Annotated in this window: 16 protein-coding genes; 9 read left to right on the forward strand and 7 right to left on the reverse strand. The window is 72.9% G+C overall.

Features of this window, described 5'->3' with window-relative positions; all coding sequences use genetic code 11:
• Positions 1-2: 2 nt before the first annotated feature.
• Positions 3-788, reverse strand: a complete 786-nt coding sequence (locus tag GA0070607_RS16310) for an ABC transporter ATP-binding protein (RefSeq protein ID WP_089018969.1) — start codon at positions 786-788, stop codon at positions 3-5.
• A gap of 271 nt (positions 789-1,059) precedes the next feature.
• Between GA0070607_RS16310 and GA0070607_RS16315 the strand changes: the two genes are divergently transcribed.
• Both GA0070607_RS16315 and GA0070607_RS16320 read left to right on the forward strand, forming a co-directional pair.
• The gene (locus GA0070607_RS16315) at positions 1,060-2,091 is read left to right on the forward strand and encodes an ABC transporter substrate-binding protein (RefSeq protein WP_089018970.1); all 1,032 of its coding nucleotides are present in this window, start codon (positions 1,060-1,062) and stop codon (positions 2,089-2,091) included.
• Between the two features lie 103 nt (positions 2,092-2,194).
• On the forward strand, positions 2,195-3,055 hold the full coding sequence (locus tag GA0070607_RS16320; protein ID WP_089018971.1) for an ABC transporter permease: 861 nt from the start codon (positions 2,195-2,197) through the stop codon (positions 3,053-3,055).
• Positions 3,056-3,165: 110 nt separating this feature from the next.
• Here GA0070607_RS16320 and GA0070607_RS16325 read toward each other — a convergent pair whose 3' ends face one another.
• Positions 3,166-4,347: an ABC transporter substrate-binding protein gene (locus GA0070607_RS16325; RefSeq protein ID WP_089018972.1), complete on the reverse strand. Its 1,182-nt coding sequence runs from the start codon at positions 4,345-4,347 to the stop codon at positions 3,166-3,168.
• Between the two features lie 444 nt (positions 4,348-4,791).
• Here GA0070607_RS16325 and GA0070607_RS16330 point away from each other — a divergent pair, with 444 nt between their 5' ends.
• The 4 genes from GA0070607_RS16330 (at position 4,792) to GA0070607_RS16345 (ending at position 9,372) form a co-directional block, all read left to right on the forward strand.
• Positions 4,792-7,908, forward strand: a complete 3,117-nt coding sequence (locus GA0070607_RS16330) for a sensor histidine kinase (RefSeq protein WP_089018973.1) — start codon at positions 4,792-4,794, stop codon at positions 7,906-7,908.
• Complete coding sequence (locus tag GA0070607_RS16335; RefSeq protein ID WP_007465177.1) at positions 7,905-8,312, forward strand: roadblock/LC7 domain-containing protein; 408 nt, start codon at positions 7,905-7,907, stop codon at positions 8,310-8,312. The genes GA0070607_RS16330 and GA0070607_RS16335 overlap by 4 nt, the downstream gene beginning before the upstream one ends.
• A gap of 90 nt (positions 8,313-8,402) precedes the next feature.
• A complete protein-coding gene (locus GA0070607_RS16340) occupies positions 8,403-8,768 on the forward strand; it encodes a DUF742 domain-containing protein (protein ID WP_007465174.1) in 366 nt (121 codons plus the stop codon).
• Positions 8,749-9,372, forward strand: coding sequence for a GTP-binding protein (locus tag GA0070607_RS16345; RefSeq protein ID WP_089018974.1), 624 nt, complete (start codon positions 8,749-8,751; stop codon positions 9,370-9,372). The genes GA0070607_RS16340 and GA0070607_RS16345 overlap by 20 nt, the downstream gene beginning before the upstream one ends.
• Positions 9,373-9,414: 42 nt before the next feature.
• Here GA0070607_RS16345 and GA0070607_RS16350 read toward each other — a convergent pair whose 3' ends face one another.
• From GA0070607_RS16350 to GA0070607_RS16370, 5 genes are read right to left on the reverse strand one after another with little or no spacing between them, the layout of a single operon-like run.
• The gene (locus GA0070607_RS16350; protein WP_089018975.1) at positions 9,415-10,503 is read right to left on the reverse strand and encodes a uroporphyrinogen-III synthase; all 1,089 of its coding nucleotides are present in this window, start codon (positions 10,501-10,503) and stop codon (positions 9,415-9,417) included.
• Positions 10,503-10,850, reverse strand: coding sequence for a nitrite reductase small subunit NirD (gene nirD, locus GA0070607_RS16355; protein WP_089018976.1), 348 nt, complete (start codon positions 10,848-10,850; stop codon positions 10,503-10,505). Before nirD ends, GA0070607_RS16350 begins: the two co-directional genes overlap by 1 nt.
• Positions 10,851-10,870: 20 nt before the next feature.
• Positions 10,871-13,426 carry a nitrite reductase large subunit NirB gene (gene nirB, locus GA0070607_RS16360; protein WP_089018977.1) on the reverse strand — a complete coding sequence of 852 codons (2,556 nt, stop codon included), beginning with the start codon at positions 13,424-13,426 and terminating at the stop codon, positions 10,871-10,873.
• Positions 13,423-14,859: an FAD-dependent oxidoreductase gene (locus tag GA0070607_RS16365; protein WP_089018978.1), complete on the reverse strand. Its 1,437-nt coding sequence runs from the start codon at positions 14,857-14,859 to the stop codon at positions 13,423-13,425. Before GA0070607_RS16365 ends, nirB begins: the two co-directional genes overlap by 4 nt.
• On the reverse strand, positions 14,856-16,925 hold the full coding sequence (locus tag GA0070607_RS16370; RefSeq protein WP_231931167.1) for a molybdopterin oxidoreductase family protein: 2,070 nt from the start codon (positions 16,923-16,925) through the stop codon (positions 14,856-14,858). Before GA0070607_RS16370 ends, GA0070607_RS16365 begins: the two co-directional genes overlap by 4 nt.
• A 249-nt stretch (positions 16,926-17,174) precedes the next feature.
• Here GA0070607_RS16370 and GA0070607_RS16375 point away from each other — a divergent pair, with 249 nt between their 5' ends.
• The 3 genes from GA0070607_RS16375 to GA0070607_RS16385 all read left to right on the forward strand — a co-directional run bounded on the left by GA0070607_RS16375 (position 17,175) and on the right by GA0070607_RS16385 (position 18,522).
• The gene (locus tag GA0070607_RS16375) at positions 17,175-17,882 is read left to right on the forward strand and encodes a methyltransferase domain-containing protein (RefSeq protein ID WP_089018980.1); all 708 of its coding nucleotides are present in this window, start codon (positions 17,175-17,177) and stop codon (positions 17,880-17,882) included.
• Between the two features lie 69 nt (positions 17,883-17,951).
• Positions 17,952-18,239, forward strand: a complete 288-nt coding sequence (locus GA0070607_RS16380; protein WP_089018981.1) for a DUF6364 family protein — start codon at positions 17,952-17,954, stop codon at positions 18,237-18,239.
• A complete protein-coding gene (locus GA0070607_RS16385) occupies positions 18,229-18,522 on the forward strand; it encodes a hypothetical protein (protein ID WP_074314529.1) in 294 nt (97 codons plus the stop codon). Before GA0070607_RS16380 ends, GA0070607_RS16385 begins: the two co-directional genes overlap by 11 nt.
• Positions 18,523-18,533: the final 11 nt, after the last annotated feature.

Here is an 18,533-nt window from a genome sequence, read left to right on the forward strand (position 1 = left end):
GTTCATCGTCCCTCCGCGCCGGCCGCGGCCGGCTGGTCGCGTTCCATCAACAGCTCGTGCAGATCGGCGCTGACGCGGGCGACGTCCGCGAGGTGGGCGTTGCGGCCCAGGGTGCGGGGCCGGGGGATGGTCACCTCGACGACCTTGCGGATACGGCCGGGGCGGGGGCTCAGCACGACCACCCGGTCGGCGAGCAGCACCGCCTCGTCGATCGAGTGGGTGACGAAGACGATTGTCGGCTTGTTCTCCATGTGCACCCGCTGGAGTTCGCCGGAGAGTTCCTCGCGGGTGAGCGCGTCCAGCGCGGAGAACGGCTCGTCCATGAGCATCACCCGGGGCTCGCCGATCAGCGACCGGCACAGCGACACGCGCTGCTGCATGCCACCGGAGAGCTCGTGCGGCAGTCGCTTCTCGAAGCCGGCAAGGCCGGCCACGTCGAGCAGCTGTCGGGCCCGCTCGCGGTGCTTGGCGCGGCTCCAGCCGAAGATCTCCACGGGCAGGAGAACGTTGTCCAGGACGGTGCGCCACGGCAGCAGCGCCGGCTTCTGGAACAGCATGGCGATATCCCGGCGGGGCTGGGTGATCGGCGTCCCGGCCACGGTGATCTCACCGGCGCTCAGCGGGAGCAGCCCGGCCACCAGCCGCAGCAGTGTGGACTTGCCGCAGCCGGAGCGGCCGAGCACGGCGACGAACTCGCCCTCGGCGACGTCGAGGTCGATGCCCCGTAGCGCCTCCACCCGGCCGGATCGGCCTTCGAAGGTGCGGGACACCCCGGACAGTCGGATCATCTCCGGCGGACCTCCGCTGAGTGGACGGTCAGGAATCCGGCAAAGGCTAACCGGCTCGTCTCCTAAACGCACCGTCCGGGGTGGTCGTCAGGTTGTTTCCGTTCCGCAACCCGATACGCCTGGCGTCGCAACTGTGGGTTTCTCGTACGCTGTGCCCGCGATAAGTCCCCTCACGATGGCGGTGCCCGGCTTCCACCCCTCCCGCCGGTTCCGCCGCGACAACCCCCTCCGGTGGCCTGCCGGCCCCGGTCGGAAAGGACATGGTGCACTGATGAGAAGGCTGACCCGTACGGTCGCAACGGCCGCGCTGGCCACCGCCCTCGCCCTTGTTTCCGCCTGCAGCAGCGGGTCGGACTCGTCCGACGACGCCAAGGGTGGCAACGGCGCGGCGCTGGAGCAGGTGACCTACCTCACCTCCTTCGGCAACTTCGGCCGTGACTCCTACGCCTGGGTGGCGAAGGAGAAGGGCTTCTTCAAGGAAGCTGGCTTCGACGTCGACATCAAGGCCGGGCAGGGCACCGGTGGTGTGATCCAGACCGTCGTCGGCGGCCAGGCCGACTTCGGGCCGATCGACCTCACCGGCGGTCTGCTCCAGCTCGGCAACGGCCAGGCGAAGGACTTCGTCGCGGTGGCCGCGATCCAGCAGCGCACGATGGCCGCCATCGCCACCGTCGAGGGCAAGAACATCGCCTCCCCGAAGGACCTGGAGGGCAAGAAGCTCGCCGACACCCCCGGGTCCGTGGTCCGCAACCTCTTCCCGACGTACGCCCGGCTGGCCGGCGTGGACGTCAACAAGGTGACCTGGGTCAACGGTGAGGCGCAGGCCCTGATCGGCACCCTGGCCTCCGGGTCGGTGGACGGCATCGGCCAGTTCGTCGTCGGCCAGCCGACGATCGAGGCGGTGGCCAGGAAGAAGGCCGTCATGCTGCCGTACAGCAACGTGATGCAGGACCTCTACGGCAACGTGCTGATCACCTCCTCGAAGATCGCCAAGGAGAAGCCCGAGATGGTGAAGCGGTTCACCGCGGCGCTGCTCAAGGGCCTGGAGTACAGCCTGGCGAACTCCAAGGAGGCCGCCGAGATCCTGAAGAAGAACGTGGACGCCACCAACACGGCGTCCGCCGCCGCCGAGCTGGAGCTGATGGCCGCGTACGTGCGCTCCGGCAACTCCGGTACCGCCATCGGCACGCTGGACAGCGGCCGGGTCGCCAAGAGCATCGCGATCCTGCAGGGCGCCGGCGCGCTGAAGCAGAACATCACCCCCGAGCAGATCATCGACTTCAGCCTCGCGCCGAAGGCCTGATCGTCCGGTCGTCACCTGGGGGTACGTCCCGCCGATTCCGGTGGGTCGTACCCCCGTCGCTCGTCGGCCCCCGTGGGGGGCCCGGCATATCGAGGAGGACAAGATGACCGACGTCCGGTCAGCGGAGCCGGTGGCGGGGGTGCCCGTACCCCCGGGTGCCGGCACCGAGGCGGCGCGAGCGGGGCGGGGCGCCGGCCTGCGTGCCGGGGCCGGGGCGGTGCTGCTGCCCGCGGTCGGTCTCCTGGTCGCCCTGGCGGCCTGGTGGCTGACCGCCCGGCTGGAGTTGGTCCACCCGGCCGCCCTCCCACCGCCGGGCGAGGTGCTCACCGCATTCGTCGACAAGCCGGCCCGGATGCTCGAGCACACCTGGGACACCCTGTTGGAGATCGTGATCGGCTTCGCCCTGTCGGCGGCCGCCGGTGTCCTGATCGGGCTCTCCCTGGCCAGCTCCCGCACGGTGGAGCGGATGTTCACCCCGCTGCTGGTCGCCGTCAACGCGGTGCCCAAGATCACGCTGGGTCCGCTGCTGGTGGTCGCGTTCGGCTGGGGTCAGACGCCCATCCTGACCATGGTGTTCCTGCTCTGCTTCTTCCCGGTCGTGCTCTCCACCGCGACCGGGCTGACCACCACCCCGGCCGACCTGGCCGAGCTGGTCCGCTCCTGGAACGCCTCCCGCTGGCAGGCGTTCCGCAAGGTGCGCTTCCCGGCCGCGCTGCCGCAGATCTTCGTCGGGCTCAAGGTGGCCATGCCGCTGGCCGCGATCGGCGCGGTGATCGGTGAGTTCCAGGCCGGCGAGAGCGGCCTGGGCTACGTCATCACCCAGTACGCCGGCATCGGCGACACCGCCACCGCCTGGGCGGCGATCATGCTGGTGGCGCTGGTGAGCATCCTGCTCTACTCGGTGCTGGTGCTGCTCGAGCGGATCGCCCTGCCCTGGGTCCGAGAGACCACCAGCAGCCGCTGACCAGAGCAACGACAAGATCTGTCCCAGACGAAGGGCCGGCCCCCAACCAGGAGGCCGGCCCATTCCGTTGACCGTGACGCGCGGAGGTGTGGCCCAGCGGCCCCCAGCGTCTACCCCGCCAACCGCCACCGGCCGTTGCGCGCGACCAGCGTGGTGAGCGCCTGCGGCATCAGCCCGGAGTGGTTGTCCGGCGTCATCCGGATCGGGCCGGAGAGGCCGTCCATCTGGGACGTCTCCAGCACGTCCCGGATGCCGTCGCGGTCCACCCGCCCCGCCGGGCCGCCGGCGCGCAGCTCGGCGTCGGCGATGAGCTGAACCGCGTCGGCCGCGAAGGACGAGGATCCGTTGTACCCGCCGAAGCGCGCGGTGTAGTCCTGGAACCACTGCCGCCGGGCCGCCTTCGCCGGCGTCGTGGCGATCACGTCGTCGATCACCATCGTCTGGGTGAAGATCAGCGTGGCCTGTTCGGTGGCCCGGGCCGCCGCGCCGAGGAAGAGGTCGCCGGCCGCGCCCGGGTCGAAGAAGAGCGACCCGCGGAAGGTGGTCTGCTGGGCGCTGGTGGCGGCCAGCGTCGCCTGCTCCGGCGGGGTCCAGATGACCAGCGCGTCGGGCTTGAGCTTGGCCAGCCGCTCGACCTGCTGCGAGACGTCGGTGTCGGTGGTCTTCACCGATTCCTCGCCGACCGGTTTGATCGTGGTCTTGGCCAGCTCCCTGCGCAGCGCGACCGCGCCCTCCCGGCCGTAGTCGTCGTCGCTGTAGAGCAGGCCCACCTTGCGGACGTTCTTGCGACGCAGTTCGGTGGTCAGTGCCGCGGCGCTGTCCACTGCGTTGGGGCCCAGCTTGAACACGTATCGCCGATCTGCGACCGGGCTGGCGATCGCACCGGAAGAGGCGAGCGCAATGGTGGGAATCCGCTTCTCGTTGATGGTCCCGACCGCGCCGACCGCGCATTCGTTGCAGCCGCCCATGATGATGGCGCTGACCCGGGAATCACCGCTGAAGTCGGCGATGTTGCGCAACGACTCGGCAGCGTCGGAACGGTTGTCCTTCGGCTTCAGTTCGATCTTCCGGCCGTTCAGTGCTCCGGAGGAGTTCAACTGCTCGATCTTGAGATCCAGGGCCCTCTTGTATGCCCGGCCCACCGGCGCGGCGGCGCCGGAGAGTTCGAGGTCCGCAGCGATCACGATCGGACTCGTGTCCTGCTCCGCCCCGCCGAACTGGCAGCCGGTGAGCGTGGTGGCAACTACGGCCGATGCGAGCGCCGCGATGGTCGCGGAGCGGATGGGGCTCAACTCAGTCCTCCAGGTGCGGGCGCGGGCGCTGCCCGGTCACCGCCGCTAATCCGTCCTCAGTGGAGGACGGGATCTCCTCTGCCGTACGGTGTGCGCGAAGCCTGCAAAACCTTGCCAATGGCCGGCGCTGTGGTCAAGCGCGGACGTGGGTCGCATTTTCGGGACGGCCATCCCACATGCTGGGGTAACGCAATGTTTGCAAAAGGTCACTTTGCATGCACGCGCGACCACTCTGGAGTTACACGCCCTGTTCAGGGGCTTGCGGAAATGAAGGTATCAGTTGACCGGATCACGGGTTGCGCGCCGTCCGACCGTTTCCTGCCCCACTGCGGCTTCCCAAACAGAACCTTCTCTGATGAAATCGCGGCCGTGCCGCGCGTGGTCCCCTCCGCTGGCGGCACGGTTCGGCGGGTCAGGCGGGGAAGAAACGACGGAGGCGATGTCGTGAGCACCGGACCGACGACCCTGCCCGCGCTCGGCGACACCGCTCGGCCCACGCGCCGACGGTTGCCGAGGCTGCGCGACGCCCGGATCCGGTCCAAGCTGGCGCTGATCCTGGTCGTCCCGGTGGCGGCGGTGATCGCGCTGGCCACGGTCCGGCTGATCTCGGTGGGCGAGGGCGCCTTCGACGCCACCCGGGCGCGGTCGCTGACCGCGCTCTCCATCGACGTCAGCGCGCTGACCCAGGATCTCCAGGTCGAGCGGATGGCGGCGGCGGCCTACCTGGCCGCTCCGCAGCAGCCCGCCGACACGTACAACCTGCGGGTCCGCCAGACGCAGCAGCGCATCGACGAGTACCGCGCCGAGCGGGCCCGGATCGGCGAGGTGCCGGCGGCCCTGCGGAGCCGGCTGACCGCGATCGACGGGCATCTGGCCACGCTTGACGGAACCCGTCAGGAGGTGCTCGACCGTCGGCAGATGGCCGTCGCCGAGGCGGTGCTGCGGTACGGCGTCATCCTCACCGACCTGGTCGCCTACGGTGACGGGCTGGCCCAACTGCCCGGCGAGGAACGCCTGTCGGACAGCCGTCGGGCGGTCGCCGCGTTCGCCCGGGCCAAGGCGTCCGTCGCCGAGGAGGAGGCGGTCGCCTTCACCGCGCTGTCCGCCGGTCAGCTCGACGAGGAACAGTTCTCCTCCTTCGTCGCCACCCTGACCAGCCAGCAGGAGGCCCTGGTCGCCTTCTCGCTCGCCGCCGACCCGGTGCAGCGCGCCCTGGTCGACAGCACCGTCTCCGGTGACGCCGTCGGCCTGGCCGACCGGGTGGCCACCGACATCACCCGCTCGGTGGGGCAGCGACCGCTGGTCAGCGCCCAGGACGCCACCGCGGCCATCGGCGCGGTCAACGACCTGATGCGCTGGGCCGAGATCCAACTGCAGAACCGACTGCTCACGCAGGCCGACGAGGCGCGCTCGAACGTCATCCGGCAGGCCGTGGTCGAGTCGGTGCTGGTGCTGCTGACCCTGATCATCGCCGTGTCGCTGGCCGTGGTGCTGGCCCGCTCGCTGAACCACTCGCTGCGCCGGCTGCGCGAGGGCGCGCTCTCGGTGGCCAACCACGACCTGCCCGACGCGGTGCAGCGCCTGCAGAACATGGGCAGCGTGGGCGACGGTGGGGTGGACGAGATCGTCCGCCAGGTCCGGGATCCGATCCAGCTCACCAACCGCGACGAGGTCGGTCAGGTGGCGCTGGCCTTCAACGTCGTCCACCGGGAGGCCGTGCGGGTCGCCGCCGAGCAGGCCGCGCTGCGTACCAGCGTCTCGGCGATGTTCCTCAACCTGGCCCGCCGCAGTCAGACCCTGGTCGACCGGATGATCGGCGAGCTGGACGCGATCGAGCGTGGCGAGGAGGACCCGAAGCGGTTGGCGCAGCTCTTCGAGCTGGACCACCTGGCCACCCGGATGCGCCGCAATGACGAGAACCTGCTGGTCCTGGCCGGCGCCGACTCCGCCGTGCCGCGCCGCGACGACGCCCTGGTGGTGGACGTCCTGCGCGCCGCCCAGTCCGAGGTCGAGCTGTACAACCGCATCGAGTTCGGCACGGTGGACACCGACATCTCGGTGGCCGCGCACGCGGTCAACGACGTCGTACGGCTCATCGCCGAACTGCTCGACAACGCCACCCGGTTCTCGCCGCCGAACACCACAGTGGTCGCCGACGGTCGGCGGATCCGCGACTACGTGCTGATCCAGATCGAGGACCGGGGGCTCGGTCTCAGCGACGAGCAGCTCGACTCGCTCAACCGGCGGCTGGCCGCGCCGCCGAGCGTCGACGTCGCCGCGTTCCGGTTGATGGGTCTGGCCGTGGTGAGCCGGCTCGCCTCCCGCTACGGCATCCGGGTGGAGTTGCGCCGCAACATGGAGGGCGGCACTGTTGCCCAGGTGACGTTGCCCGCCGCAACCGTGGTGCTGCCCGTCAATCGGGGCCGCGAGCAGGCGCTGACCCGGCCACGCCAGCCGATGGCGGTCGAGCAGACGCCGCTCACCCCGGTCGGTCACGCCGAGCCGTTCGCCGGTGCCACCACCTCGGCGGCGACGCTGCCCGACCAGTGGCGGACCAGCACGCCGGCGCCGGCGACCTGGCCGTCCCCGCTGGACGCCCGGAACACCGCCCCGGCCGTGCAGGCGGGTGGCTTCACCGGGGCGCACACGACGGTGCCGCCCGCCGCGGCCCCGGCGGCCCCGGTCCCGCCGGCCCGGAGCCCGTTCAAGGGTGCGGGTGCCTCGGTGGGCAGCCCGACCGTCGCCTACCCGACCGTCGACCCGCTGCCCCGGCGTGGCTCGGTGTCGGACGCCGCCGACGCGCGGAGTGCTCCGGTGCTGCCGGTCGGGCCGGTCGCCGGCCCCGGTGCGGTCGCGCCGCCCGCCGCGCCGCCGGTGCCGGCCGCGCCGGTCACCAACCGGCCCGACTTTCCCGCCGAGGCACCGATCTTCCGGGAGATGGAGGCGGTCTGGTTCCGGTCGCACGGCGACGACGCCACCGCGATCTTCACCCGGCCGCAGTTCGACTCGCCGCCACCGTCCACCGACGCCGGCACGCGCTCGGGCGGCGGCGGTCAGCCGACCGCAGCGGCCGCGCCGGCCGCGCCGCCGGCCCGACCGCCCCTGCCCACCCGTACCCCGGGTAGCTCCGCCACCGACGGCACCGGAACGCCGGGCGCCGCGAGCACCGGCGGGTTCGGCGCCGCTACACCGCCGCCCCCGCCGTCGTACAACCCGCCGCCGGCCGCCCGGACCGCGCCCGCGGCGCCCGCCGCCGCGAGCGCGCCCGCCGCTCCGGCGGTGGACCCGAGCGCCTGGCGGACGGCGGCGGACGAGGGCTGGTCCCGGGCCAGCCGGGCCGCCGAGCCGGCGGCCGCTGGTACCACCCGCTCGGGGCTTCCCAAGCGGGTGCCGCAGGCGCAGCTCGTGCCGGGCGGCATCGAACCGAAGGGCGGCCGGGACCGCAGCCGGCGGACCCCCGATGAAGTACGCGGCCTGTTGTCGGCCTACCACCGTGGCGTGCAGCGCGGACGGACGGCCGGGACGGACCTGAACAGCACCTCGACCAAGGAGAGCCGATGAACAGGCCAGCTGCCATGCAGGACATGGGTTGGCTGCTCACCAACTTCGCCGACAGCGTGGCGGGTATCGCCCACGTGGTGGCGGTGTCCGCCGACGGGCTGCTGCTCGCCTCCTCCCGGGACCTCCCGGGAGACCGGGCGGACCAGCTCGCCGCGATCACCTCGGGCGTGGTGAGCCTGACCGAGGGCGCGGCCCGAATGTTCAGCGCGGGCGGGGTGTTGCAGACCGTCATCGAGATGGACAGCGGCTACCTCTTCCTCATGTCGATCAGCGACGGGTCGTCGATGGCCGTGCTGGCCGCGCGCAGTTGCGACGTGGGCCAGGTGGGCTACGAGATGGCGCTGCTGGTCGAGCGGGTGGGTGCCGCGCTGGTGCCGCTGCCGCGCGACGCGGTGCGCTCGTAGCGACGACGAGACGGCGTGCCGACGGCACGCCGGACCAGGGAGGGGAGGCGGTGTGGACCGGCTCCACGGGGGACGAGGAGGTGATCGGGGATGGACCAACGACGCGCTGACCCGCGCGGCGCTCTGGTACGTCCCTACGCGGTCACCCGTGGTCGTACCGAGCCCCGGCAGGACATCGCCCTCGAGGCGGTCCTCACGGCCTCTCCAACCCAGGTCGCCGAGTCCCGCTTCGCCGGGCACGACAAGCACCGAATCGCCACGGTCTGTGAAGGCCGGGCACAGTCGCTGGCGGAGATCGCCGCGTACACCCGGATGCCGCTGGGCGTCGCCCGGGTACTGGTCGCCGACATGGTGGCCGAGAGCCTGCTGACGTTACACACTGCTGCTCCCGCCGAGGGGTTCGAGGAGCGGATGGAACTGCTTGGAAGGGTGCTAAGTGGACTTCGCAGGCTATGACCCCGCCGGGGGACGGCCGAGCCGGGGAATCGTCTCCGCGAAGATCGTCGTCGCGGGCGGCTTCGGTGTCGGTAAGACGACGCTGGTCGGGTCGATCTCCGAGATCACACCGCTGACGACGGAGGCGGTGATGACCGCGGCCGGTGTCGGCATCGACGACCCGTCCAAGGTGCCGGGCAAGGAGACCACCACGGTCGCCATGGACTTCGGCCGTATCACCATGGCCCAGGACCTGATCCTGTACCTCTTCGGCACACCCGGCCAGACCCGGTTCTGGTTCATGTGGGACGAGATCATCCGGGGTGCGGTGGGTGCGGCCGTGTTGGTGGACACCCGCCGGATCACGGACGCCTTCGCGCCCCTGGACTACTTCGAGAACCGCAACCTGCCGTACGTGGTGGCGCTGAACCGGTTCGACGACGCTCCCCAGTACGAGCTGGAGGAGGTCCGTGAGGCGCTGGCCATCTCGCCGCAGGTGCCACTGGTGATGACCGACGCCCGGCAGCGGGATTCGGTCAAGCAGGTGCTGGTGACCGTGGTCGAGCACGCCATGCTCCGGCTCCAGGCCGAGCACGGGCGGGGATTCGCCACGCCGGTCGGCTGACCCGGCGCGGCCGGCCGGCACACACCGGCCGGCCGCGAGGCGTCAGTCGACCCGGAGCCGGTAGCCGCGCTTGACCACGGTCTGCACCACCCGGGGGGCGCGCAGGCCGGCCCGGAGCCGGGCCACGGCCATCTCCACCGCGTGCTCGTCCGCGCCCCGGGGCAGGGTCCGCAGCAGGGCCGTACGGGACAGCACCCGGCCGGGGGACTGGGCCAGCGCACGCAGCACCGCCATCGGGGCGGGGGCGAGCGGGCGCAGCTCACCGTCGATCACCGCCGCGTGCCCGCGCAGGGTGAGCAGGTGCCCGCCGGCCTTGAACGTCGTCGTCCGGCGGGGCAACTCGTCGACGATGGTCCGCACCAGCGCGCCCAGCCTTGCCCGGCCCGGCGCGCTGACCGGCACTCCGAGCCGCAGCAGCGGCTCTGCGGTCACCGCGCCGACGCAGCTGACCAGCACGTCGCCACGGAACGCGGACAGCACCGCGTCGGTACGGTCCCCGGCCGTCCGCAGCAGCGCCTCGGCCGCCGGTGCCGAGGTGAACGTCACCGCGTCCACCAGCCGGCCGGCGATCAGGTCGACCAGTCTGTGCAGCGGCGCCGGGTCGGTCGGCGGGGCCCAGCGGTAGACCGGCACCTCGATCACAGTGGCACCGGCCGCCTCCAGCGCGAGCGTGCAGTCCGGCTGCCGCTCGCCGTGCAGCTGCATGGCGATCACCTGCCCGGCGACCCCGCGCCGCCGCAGGTGGTCGACGACCTCGTCGCAGCTCTCCGAGGCCGGCGACCACTGGTCGTGCAGCCCGGCGGCCCGGATCGCGCCGCGCGCCTTGGGGCCTCGGGCCACCACGTACGACCTGGCCAGCACCGAGCGCAGTGGCTCGGCCAGTCCCCAGCCCTCGGCCGCCTCCAGCCAGCCGCGCATGCCGATACCGGTGTTGGCCATCAGGATGTCCGGCGGCCGGTCCAGGCAGGCGCGGGTCGCCTCGCGCAGCTCGGTGTCGTCGGACAGCGGCACGATGCGCAGTGCCGGGGCGAGGACCACCCGGGCACCCCGCCGTTCGAGCAGCGCTGCCAACTCGTCGCGCCGCCGGTCGGCGGTCACCCCGATGGTGAAGCCGGCCAGTTCATCCCGCATCAGGCCTCCTGTCGCAGCCGCACCTCGACGAGCCCGTCCCGGCAGCGCACGTCGTGCCGGGCCACGGCCACCCCGGGCAGGTCGAGGCAGCGCCCGGTGCGCAGGTCGTACACCTGCTTGTGCAGTGGCGAGGCAACCGTGGGCACCGCGCCGCGGCTGCCCACGATGCCCCGGGACAGCACGTACGCGCCGGCGACCGGATCGTGGTTGTCGATGGCGAACAGCCCGTCCGCGGTCCGGAAGAGTGCCACCTGCACGCCATCGACCAGGGCGGCGACGCCCCGGCCGGGCTCCAGCCGGTCGAGCCGGCAGACCCGGGCCCAGGTCAGGGTGGCGGTCCCGCTCATCGCCGTACCTCCGGTCCCGCTCATCGCCGTACCTCCGGCAGGCCCAGTGCCACCGGCTGCCGCCGTCGGCCGGTCTCGGCCGGTTCCCGTTCCCGACGGTCTTCGCCCGTGGGCGGTGGACCGCCGCGCGCCGGCACTGGCTGGCCTCGCTCCAGGGCGAAGGTGATCGACGGGTCCGGCACGTCAGGTGCGTTGACGAAGGAGGTGAAACGGCGCAGCCGCTCGGGGTCGTTCAGCACGTCCCGCCACTCGTCGGAGTATGACGCGACGTGCCGGGCCATCGCCGCGTCGAGTTCGGCGCAGAGCCCCAGCGAGTCGTCGACGATGACCGACCGCAGGTGGTCGAGGCCGCCGTCCATCGCCTCGATCCAGGCGGCGGTGCGTTGCAGCCGGTCGGCGGTGCGGATGTAGTACATCAGGAACCTGTCGATCAGCGAGATCAGCGCTTCGGTGGACAGGTCGGAGGCGAACAGGTCGGCGTGCCGGGGTCGGAAACCGCCGTTGCCGCCGACGTACAGGTTCCAGCCGGTTTCGGTGGCGATGATGCCGAAGTCCTTGCCGCGCGCCTCGGCGCACTCCCGGGCGCAGCCGGAGACCGCTGACTTGATCTTGTGTGGGGCGCGTAGCCCCCGGTAGCGCAGCTCCAGCGCGACGGCCAGCCCCACCGAGTCCTGCACCCCGTACCGGCACCAGGTCTCGCCGACACAGGACTTCACCGTGCGCAGCGCCTTGCCGTACGCGTGCCCGGACTCGAAGCCGGCATCAACCAGCCGCCGCCAGATCTGCGGCAACTGCTCCACCCGTGCTCCGAACAGATCGATCCGCTGACCGCCGGTGATCTTCGTGTAGAGGCGGAAGTCCCGGGCCACCTCGCCGATGACGATCAGCTTCTCCGGCGTGATCTCCCCGCCGGGGATCCGCGGCACGACCGAATAGCTGCCGTCGCGTTGCAGGTTGGCGAGGAAGTGGTCGTTGGTGTCCTGTAGCGACGCCTGCTCACCGTCGAGCACGTGCCCCGAGCCCAACGAGGCGAGGATCGACGCCACCACGGGCTTGCAGATGTCGCAGCCGTGACCCCGGCCGTGTTCGGCGACCAGCCGGGAGAAGGTGCGGATGCGGCGTACCCGGACGATCTCGAACAGGTCGCGCCTGCTGGCGTCGAAGTGCTCGCAGAGTGCGGTGGACTGCGCCACGCCGGCCGCGTCCAGGAGCTGCTTCAGCGTCGGCACGCAGGAGCCGCAGCTGGTCCCGGCCCTGGTGCACGCCTTCAACGCCGGCACGTCCGCGCAGCCACCGACGATGGCGGCGTCCACGTCGCCCCGCGTCACCGCGTTGCAGGAGCAGACCTGGGCGGCGGCGGGCAGCGCACCGGCGTCCGCGCCGCCGTCCGGCGCCAGCAGCGCCAGCGGGGCGGCCGGCAACGGGCCACCGACGCTGGCCCGCAGCGTCGGGTACGCGCTGGCGTCACCGACCAGCACCCCGCCGAGCAGGGTGCGCGCGTCGTCGGAGAGAACCAGCCTGGCGTAGACCCGGGTGGCCGGATCGGTGAACGTGACATCCAGGCAGCCCGGGGTCACGCCGTGCGCGTCGCCGAACGAGGCCACGTCGACGCCGAGCAGTTTCAGCTTGGTGGCCGTGTCCGCGCCCGGGAAGGTCGCCGCGCCGCCGAGCAACCGGTCGACCACCACCTCGGCCGTGGCGTACCCCGGGGCGACCAGGCCGTGGCAGGTGCCGTCGACCGCCGCGCACTCGCCGACCGCCCAGATCCGCTCGTCGGCGCTGCGGCAGGTCCCGTCGACCAGCACCCCGCCGCGCGGACCCAGCGGCAGTCCGGCGGCCCGGGCCAGTTCGTCCCGGGGTCGGATGCCGGCGGCCACCACCACCAGTTCGGCCCCCACCGTGCGGCCGTCGGAGAGTTCCAGCGCCGCGACCGCGCCGTCCGGACCGGGCCGGATCGCGCTGGTGGCCACCCCGAGGTGGGTCCGCACGCCCAGCTCCTCGACGTAGCGGCGGAGCATCGCGCCGCCGGCCGGGTCCACCTGCACCGGCATCAGCCGGGGTGCGAACTCGACCACGTCGGTGCTCAGGCCGAGCAGCCGCAGGGCGTTCGCCGCCTCCAGCCCCAGCAGCCCGCCGCCGATCACCGCGCCGGCCCGCCGGCCCCGCGCGTACGCCCGGATCGCCACCAGGTCGTCGAGGGTGCGGTAGACGAAGACCCCGGGCAGGTCTGCGCCGGGCACCGGCGGCACGAACGGGTACGACCCGGTGGCCAGCACCAGCGCGTCGTACCGGTGCGCGCCGGTGGCCGTCTCGACCACCCGCCGCTCGCGGTCGATCGCGATGGCCGGCTCGCCCAGGCACAGCCGTACGCCGTCGTGCGGGGTGTGCAGGTTCAGCGCGTCCGCGTCCACGCCGTCGAAGAACGCCGAGAGTCGTACCCGGTCGTACGCGGGTCGGCTCTCCTCGGCGAGCACCGTCACCCGCCACCGCCCGTGCGGATCGCGGGCTCGCAGCGCGTCCACGAAGCGCTGCCCGACCATGCCGTTGCCGATGACGACCAGATCGCCGCCGTTCATCGCGTCACCTCCACGGAGTCCGCCTGAGAGAGCCAGTCGACGATGCCGGCGACGGCGTCCCGACAGCCGCCGCAGCCGGTGCCGGCCCGGGTCGCCGCCAGCACGGCGTCCACGCTCCGGGCGCCGGAGCGCCAGCAGCTCACCAGGGCGCCCTTGGTCACGGTGTTGCACTGGCAGACCGTGGCCGCGTCCGGCATCAGCGCCGGAGACGCGGCCGGTGCCGCGCCGGCGCCGTCCGAGGCCCGGCCCAACAGCAGTGACCGCCGGTCGGCCGGGACCGGTTGACCCCGGTCGAAGAGCTGGATCACTGTGCCGATCGTCGGGTTGTCGCCAATCAGGATCGCGCCGGTCAGCCGCTCGTCGCGGATCCGCAGCCGGGCGTACGTGCCCCGGGTCGGGTCGCTGAAGGTCAGCTCCTCACCCGGACCACCGCCGGTGGCGTCGCCCATCGCGGCCAGGTCGATACCGGCCGCCTTGAGTCGGGTCACCGCCGGCCGGGGCCGGTACCGGGCCAGCGGCTCGGTGCCGCTGAGCACCTGGGCCAGCACCCGTGCCTGGGCCCAGGCGGGGGCGACCAGCCCGGTGAGTGTGCCGTCGTGCTCGGCGCAGTCGCCGATCGCCGAGATCCGTCGGTCGCTGGTGCGCAGCCGGTCGTCCACCACCACGCCGTGCCGCACGGCCAGGCCGGCGTCGGCGGCGAGCGTGGTGTCGGGGCGTACCCCGCAGGAGAGCACCAGCAGGTCGGCGTGCAGCGACCGGCCGTCGGCCAGCTCGAGGCGGACGCCGGTCGCGTCCGCCGCTACGCCGGTCGCCGGCACGGCCAGCTGGATGGTGACGCCGAGGCCGGCGAGCGTGCCGGCGAGCACCGCCCCGGCCGCCGGGTCGAGCTGCCGTTCCATTAGGTGCCCGGTGGGGTGGACCACTGTGGTCGCCAGCCCCCGGGTGGCCAGCCCGCGGGCGGCCTCCAGCCCGAGCAGTCCGCCGCCGAGGACCAGCGCGCTGCGCGCGCCGTCGGCCACCGCGCGGATCCGCCGGCAGTCGTCCAGGGTGCGGAACGGCACCACCCGGCGCGGCAGCTCCCCGGTCAGCCCGGGCAGCGGCGGCACCATCGCGCGGCTGCCGGTGGCCAGCACCAGGTGGTCGTAGCCGATCCGGTCGCCGTCGGCGGTGCGGACCGTTCGCCCGGCCCGGTCGATGCGGGTCACCGGCACGCCGGGGCGCAGGTCGCTGCCGTGCCCGGCGGTCTCGGCCAGTTCCACGTCCTGCTCGCCGATCCGGCCGGCCAGCAGCGCGGAGAGCATGATCCGGTTGTACGCGCGATGCGGTTCCGCCCCGAGCACTGTGACCTTCCGGTCGCCGCCGCGGGCGTCCAGCTCGGCGGCCAGGCGTGCGCCCGCCATCCCGTTGCCGACGATCACCACGCGTTCGGTCATGCCTTCTCCACCCGCACGGCGCAGATCTTGAACTCGGGCATCCCGGAGATCGGGTCCACCGCGTCGTTGGTGACCGAGTTGGCCCGGGCGGGGCCCGGCCAGTGGAACGGCGCGAAGACGGTGTCCGGCCGGATGGTCGGGCTGAGCCGGGCCGGGGCCCGCAGCTCGCCCCGACGGGAGGTGACCCGTACCGGTTCCCCGTCGCCGATGCCGAGCCGGGCGGCGAGGTCGGGGTGCAGCTCGACGAAGGCGTCCGGTGCGGCCCGGCGCAGCGCGTCCACCCGGCGGGTCTGGGTGCCGGACTGGTACTGGGCGAGCACCCGGCCGGTGGTGAAGTGCAGCGGGTACTCGTCGCAGACCGGCTCGGCGGCGGGACGGTGGTCCACCGGGTGGAACCGGGCCCTTCCGTCCGGGGTGGCGAACCGGTCGGTGAAGAGTCGGGGCGTGTCCGGCCCGTCCTCGGTGGGGCAGGGCCAGAAGACACCGTCGGCGGCGTCGATCCGGGACCAGCTGATCCCGGCGTAGTCGGCCGGCCCACCGGCGGAGGCCCGCCGCAGCTCCGCGAAGACGGCGGCCGGGTCGGTCGGGAACCGGGCCGCCGCGGTGCCGGCCGGCCCGGGGGCGTCGGTCGGCACCGCGGCCGGCTCGGCGACGGCCAACCGGGCCGCCAGGTCGGCGAGGATGGCCAGATCGGTACGGACGCCCGGCGGGGGAGGGCGGAGCGCCCGTCGGCGCAGCACCCGGCCCTCCAGGTTGGTCATGGTGCCGTCCTCCTCGGCCCACTGTGCGGTGGGCAGCACCACGTCGGCCAGCGCGGCCGTCTCGGACAGCAGGAGGTCGGCCACGACCAGCAGATCGAGCCCGCGCAGCCGGCGTTCGACGTGGGCCGCCCGGGGTGCGGACACCACCGGGTTGGAGCCGAGCACCAGCAGCGCCCGTGGCCCGCCCGGGGTGCCGAGCGAGTCGAGCACTTGGTACGCCGGCACGCCCGGGCCGGGCAGCTCGTCGGCCGGTACGCCCCACACCCCGGCGACGTGCTCCCGTGCGGCGGGGTCGTCGATGCGTCGGTAGCCGGGCAACTGGTCGGCCTTCTGCCCGTGCTCCCGTCCACCCTGGCCGTTGCCCTGGCCGGTCAGGCAGCCGTACCCGGACCCGGGGCGGCCGGGCAGGCCGAGGGCGAGGGCGAGGTTGACGTACGCGGTGACGGTGTCCACGCCCTTGGCGTGCTGTTCGGCGCCGCGCGCGGTGAGGATGATGGCCCGTCCGGCGGTGCCCAGGGCCCGGGCGGTCGCCTCCAGGTCGGCCACCGGCACGCCGGAGAGCTGTTCGGCGCGGGCCGGCCACCAGGCCGCCACGCTGCGCCGGACGGCCGCGAAGCCGGTGGTCCGCTCCGCGACGTACGCCCGGTCGGTCCAGCCCTCGGTGAGCGCGATGTGCAGCAGCGCGTTGGCCACCGCGAGGTCGGTGCCGGGCAGCGGTTGCAGGTGCAGGTCGGCCTGGCGTGCGGTGGCGGTGGCCCGTGGGTCGACCACGATCAGCCGGCCGCCGTTGCGGCGCTGCTCGGTCAGCCAGCGGACCAGCGGCGGCATGGTCTCCGCCGGGTTGGCGCCGACCAGCAGCAACGTGTCGGCCCGGCCCAGGTCGGCGAGGGGGAACGGCAGCCCGCGGTCGATGCCGAAGGCGCGCAGGCCGGCGGCCGCCGCCGAGGACATGCAGAACCGTCCGTTGTAGTCGATGTGCCGGGTGCGGAGCCCGACCCGGGCGAACTTCCCCAGCGCGTACGCCTTCTCGTTGGTCAGCCCGCCGCCACCGAACACGGCGACCGCGTCCCGGCCGGACTCGGCCTGGACGGCGCGGATGCCGGTGACGATGCGTTCCAGCGCGGCGTCCCAGCTGGCCGGGCGCAGCTCGCCGCTGGCCGGGTCGCGGAGCAACGGGGTGGTCAGTCGTTCGGGGTGGTCGAGCAGCTCGGCGGCGGTCCAGCCCTTCTGGCACAACCCGCCCCGGTTGGTGGGGAACTGCCGGGGGAGCACCGTCACCCCGTCGGCATCCTCGCGCAGCAGCATCCCGCACTGGAGGGCGCAGTACGGGCAGTGCGTCGCCGCCTCCCGGGGTGGGAATCCCTGTGGAGTTGCCGGTCGTGCACCGTCTGTCATGTCGGGAAAGCGTGCCGCCGGGCGGTTTCCGGTCCGGGTCCCTTCTGTTTCGGTCCTGTCAAGTGGGGCTCACACCGCACCGGCGCAGGGGGCTCGATGGCGGGACGGTGCCCATGGCTTAAAATATGAGAAAGTTGTCTCGATATTTGGGAGAGCGCGATGACTGTGGCGGACGCCTTCGACGCGGTGGCGGGCAGCTACGACACGGCACGCCGACGGTTGGTGCCCTGCTTCGACTCCTTCTACGGCACGGCGGTGCAGGTGGCCGCGCCCCCGCTGCGGGCCGCGCGGGCGGCCGGGCGTACCCCTGAGGTGCTGGACCTGGGCGCGGGCACCGGCCTGCTCTCGTTGCTGCTCGCCGCCGCTGTGCCGGGGGTGCGGCTGACCCTGGTGGACGCCGCGCCGGCGATGCTCGCCCGCGCCACCGACCAGCTGCACGCCCGGTCCGTGCCGCACCGGACGGTCCGGGCCGACCTGGCCGACCCGCTGCCGACCGGCCGGTACGACGCGGTGGTCAGCGCGCTGGCGATCCACCACCTGGCCGACACCGACAAGCGTGCCCTCTACCGGCGGGCCGCCGCCGCGCTGGTGCCCGGCGGGGTGTTCGTCAACGCCGAGCAGGTGGCCGGCCCGACCCCGGCCCTGGACCTGCGCTACGACGAGGTGTGGACCGAGCGGATCACCGAGCTGGGACCGCCTGCCGAGGAGATCGCCGCCGCCCGGGAGCGGATGCGGCACGACCGACCGGCGACCGTCGCCGACCAGTGCCGGTGGCTCACCGAGGCCGGGCTGGTCGACGTCGACTGCTACTTCAAGGAGTGGCGCTTCGCGGTGTTCGGCGGCAGGGCGAACGGCGTGGGGCGCTGACCTGTCCGACCAACGCCGGAATGCGCCTTTCGACGCCGGTGGTGACCCGCCCGGTCGTGAGGATGACTGATGGTCATACCGATGGGTAGTCTCACCGGCATGACTGCCAAGGTGACCCTGTCGTTCACAGACGAGACGATCGAGGAGGCCCGACGGTTCGCCAAGCGCGAGGGGCTGTCGCTCTCCGCGTGGATGGACCAGGCCGCCCGGGAGAAGGCGCTGCGCGAGGTCTTCACCGCGCACGCCGCCGCAGTGAACCGCGCCGGCCTGGACCTGGAATCCGCCGCCCTCGCCGACGCCCGCGAGGTGGGCATGGTCGACGACCTGCTCTTCCGCGGCCGGCCGCGTGCTGCGTAGGGGTGAGGTCTGGCGCATCGAGGGCGCCCGGGAACGCCTCGGACTCGTGATCAGCTCGGACGTCTACAACTCCACAGACGTGCCCATCGTGATCGTCGTCGAGGTGGTCGAGGAGTCGCTGCTGCGGGACTCCCCGCTCGCCGTGTCGATGGGCCGGTACGTGGTGATGCCCGACCGGCTCTCCTCGCCGATGAAGAAGTGGTTCACCGACTGCGTGGACGTCGCCGACACCGACACCATGCTCCGCGTCGGCCGCGCGCTGCGCATCCTCCAGCAGCTCTGACCACCGCCGCT

Source organism: Micromonospora coriariae, from assembly GCF_900091455.1.
Lineage (GTDB): Bacteria > Actinomycetota > Actinomycetes > Mycobacteriales > Micromonosporaceae > Micromonospora > Micromonospora coriariae.

What these genes read in the sequence shown, in the direction of transcription:
- GA0070607_RS16335 (WP_007465177.1), top strand. Translation starts at nt 7,905, where the DNA reads ATGAACAGGCCAGCTGCCATGCAGGACATGGGTTGGCTGCTCACCAAC.
- GA0070607_RS16350 (WP_089018975.1), bottom strand. Translation starts at nt 10,503, where the DNA reads ATGCGGGATGAACTGGCCGGCTTCACCATCGGGGTGACCGCCGACCGG.
- GA0070607_RS16365 (WP_089018978.1), bottom strand. Translation starts at nt 14,859, where the DNA reads ATGACCGAACGCGTGGTGATCGTCGGCAACGGGATGGCGGGCGCACGC.
- GA0070607_RS16315 (WP_089018970.1), top strand. Translation starts at nt 1,060, where the DNA reads ATGAGAAGGCTGACCCGTACGGTCGCAACGGCCGCGCTGGCCACCGCC.
- GA0070607_RS16310 (WP_089018969.1), bottom strand. Translation starts at nt 788, where the DNA reads ATGATCCGACTGTCCGGGGTGTCCCGCACCTTCGAAGGCCGATCCGGC.
- GA0070607_RS16370 (WP_231931167.1), bottom strand. Translation starts at nt 16,925, where the DNA reads ATGCTGCTGCGCGAGGATGCCGACGGGGTGACGGTGCTCCCCCGGCAG.
- GA0070607_RS16375 (WP_089018980.1), top strand. Translation starts at nt 17,175, where the DNA reads ATGACTGTGGCGGACGCCTTCGACGCGGTGGCGGGCAGCTACGACACG.
- nirB (WP_089018977.1), bottom strand. Translation starts at nt 13,426, where the DNA reads ATGAACGGCGGCGATCTGGTCGTCATCGGCAACGGCATGGTCGGGCAG.
- GA0070607_RS16320 (WP_089018971.1), top strand. Translation starts at nt 2,195, where the DNA reads ATGACCGACGTCCGGTCAGCGGAGCCGGTGGCGGGGGTGCCCGTACCC.
- GA0070607_RS16340 (WP_007465174.1), top strand. Translation starts at nt 8,403, where the DNA reads ATGGACCAACGACGCGCTGACCCGCGCGGCGCTCTGGTACGTCCCTAC.
- nirD (WP_089018976.1), bottom strand. Translation starts at nt 10,850, where the DNA reads ATGAGCGGGACCGCCACCCTGACCTGGGCCCGGGTCTGCCGGCTCGAC.
- GA0070607_RS16380 (WP_089018981.1), top strand. Translation starts at nt 17,952, where the DNA reads ATGGTCATACCGATGGGTAGTCTCACCGGCATGACTGCCAAGGTGACC.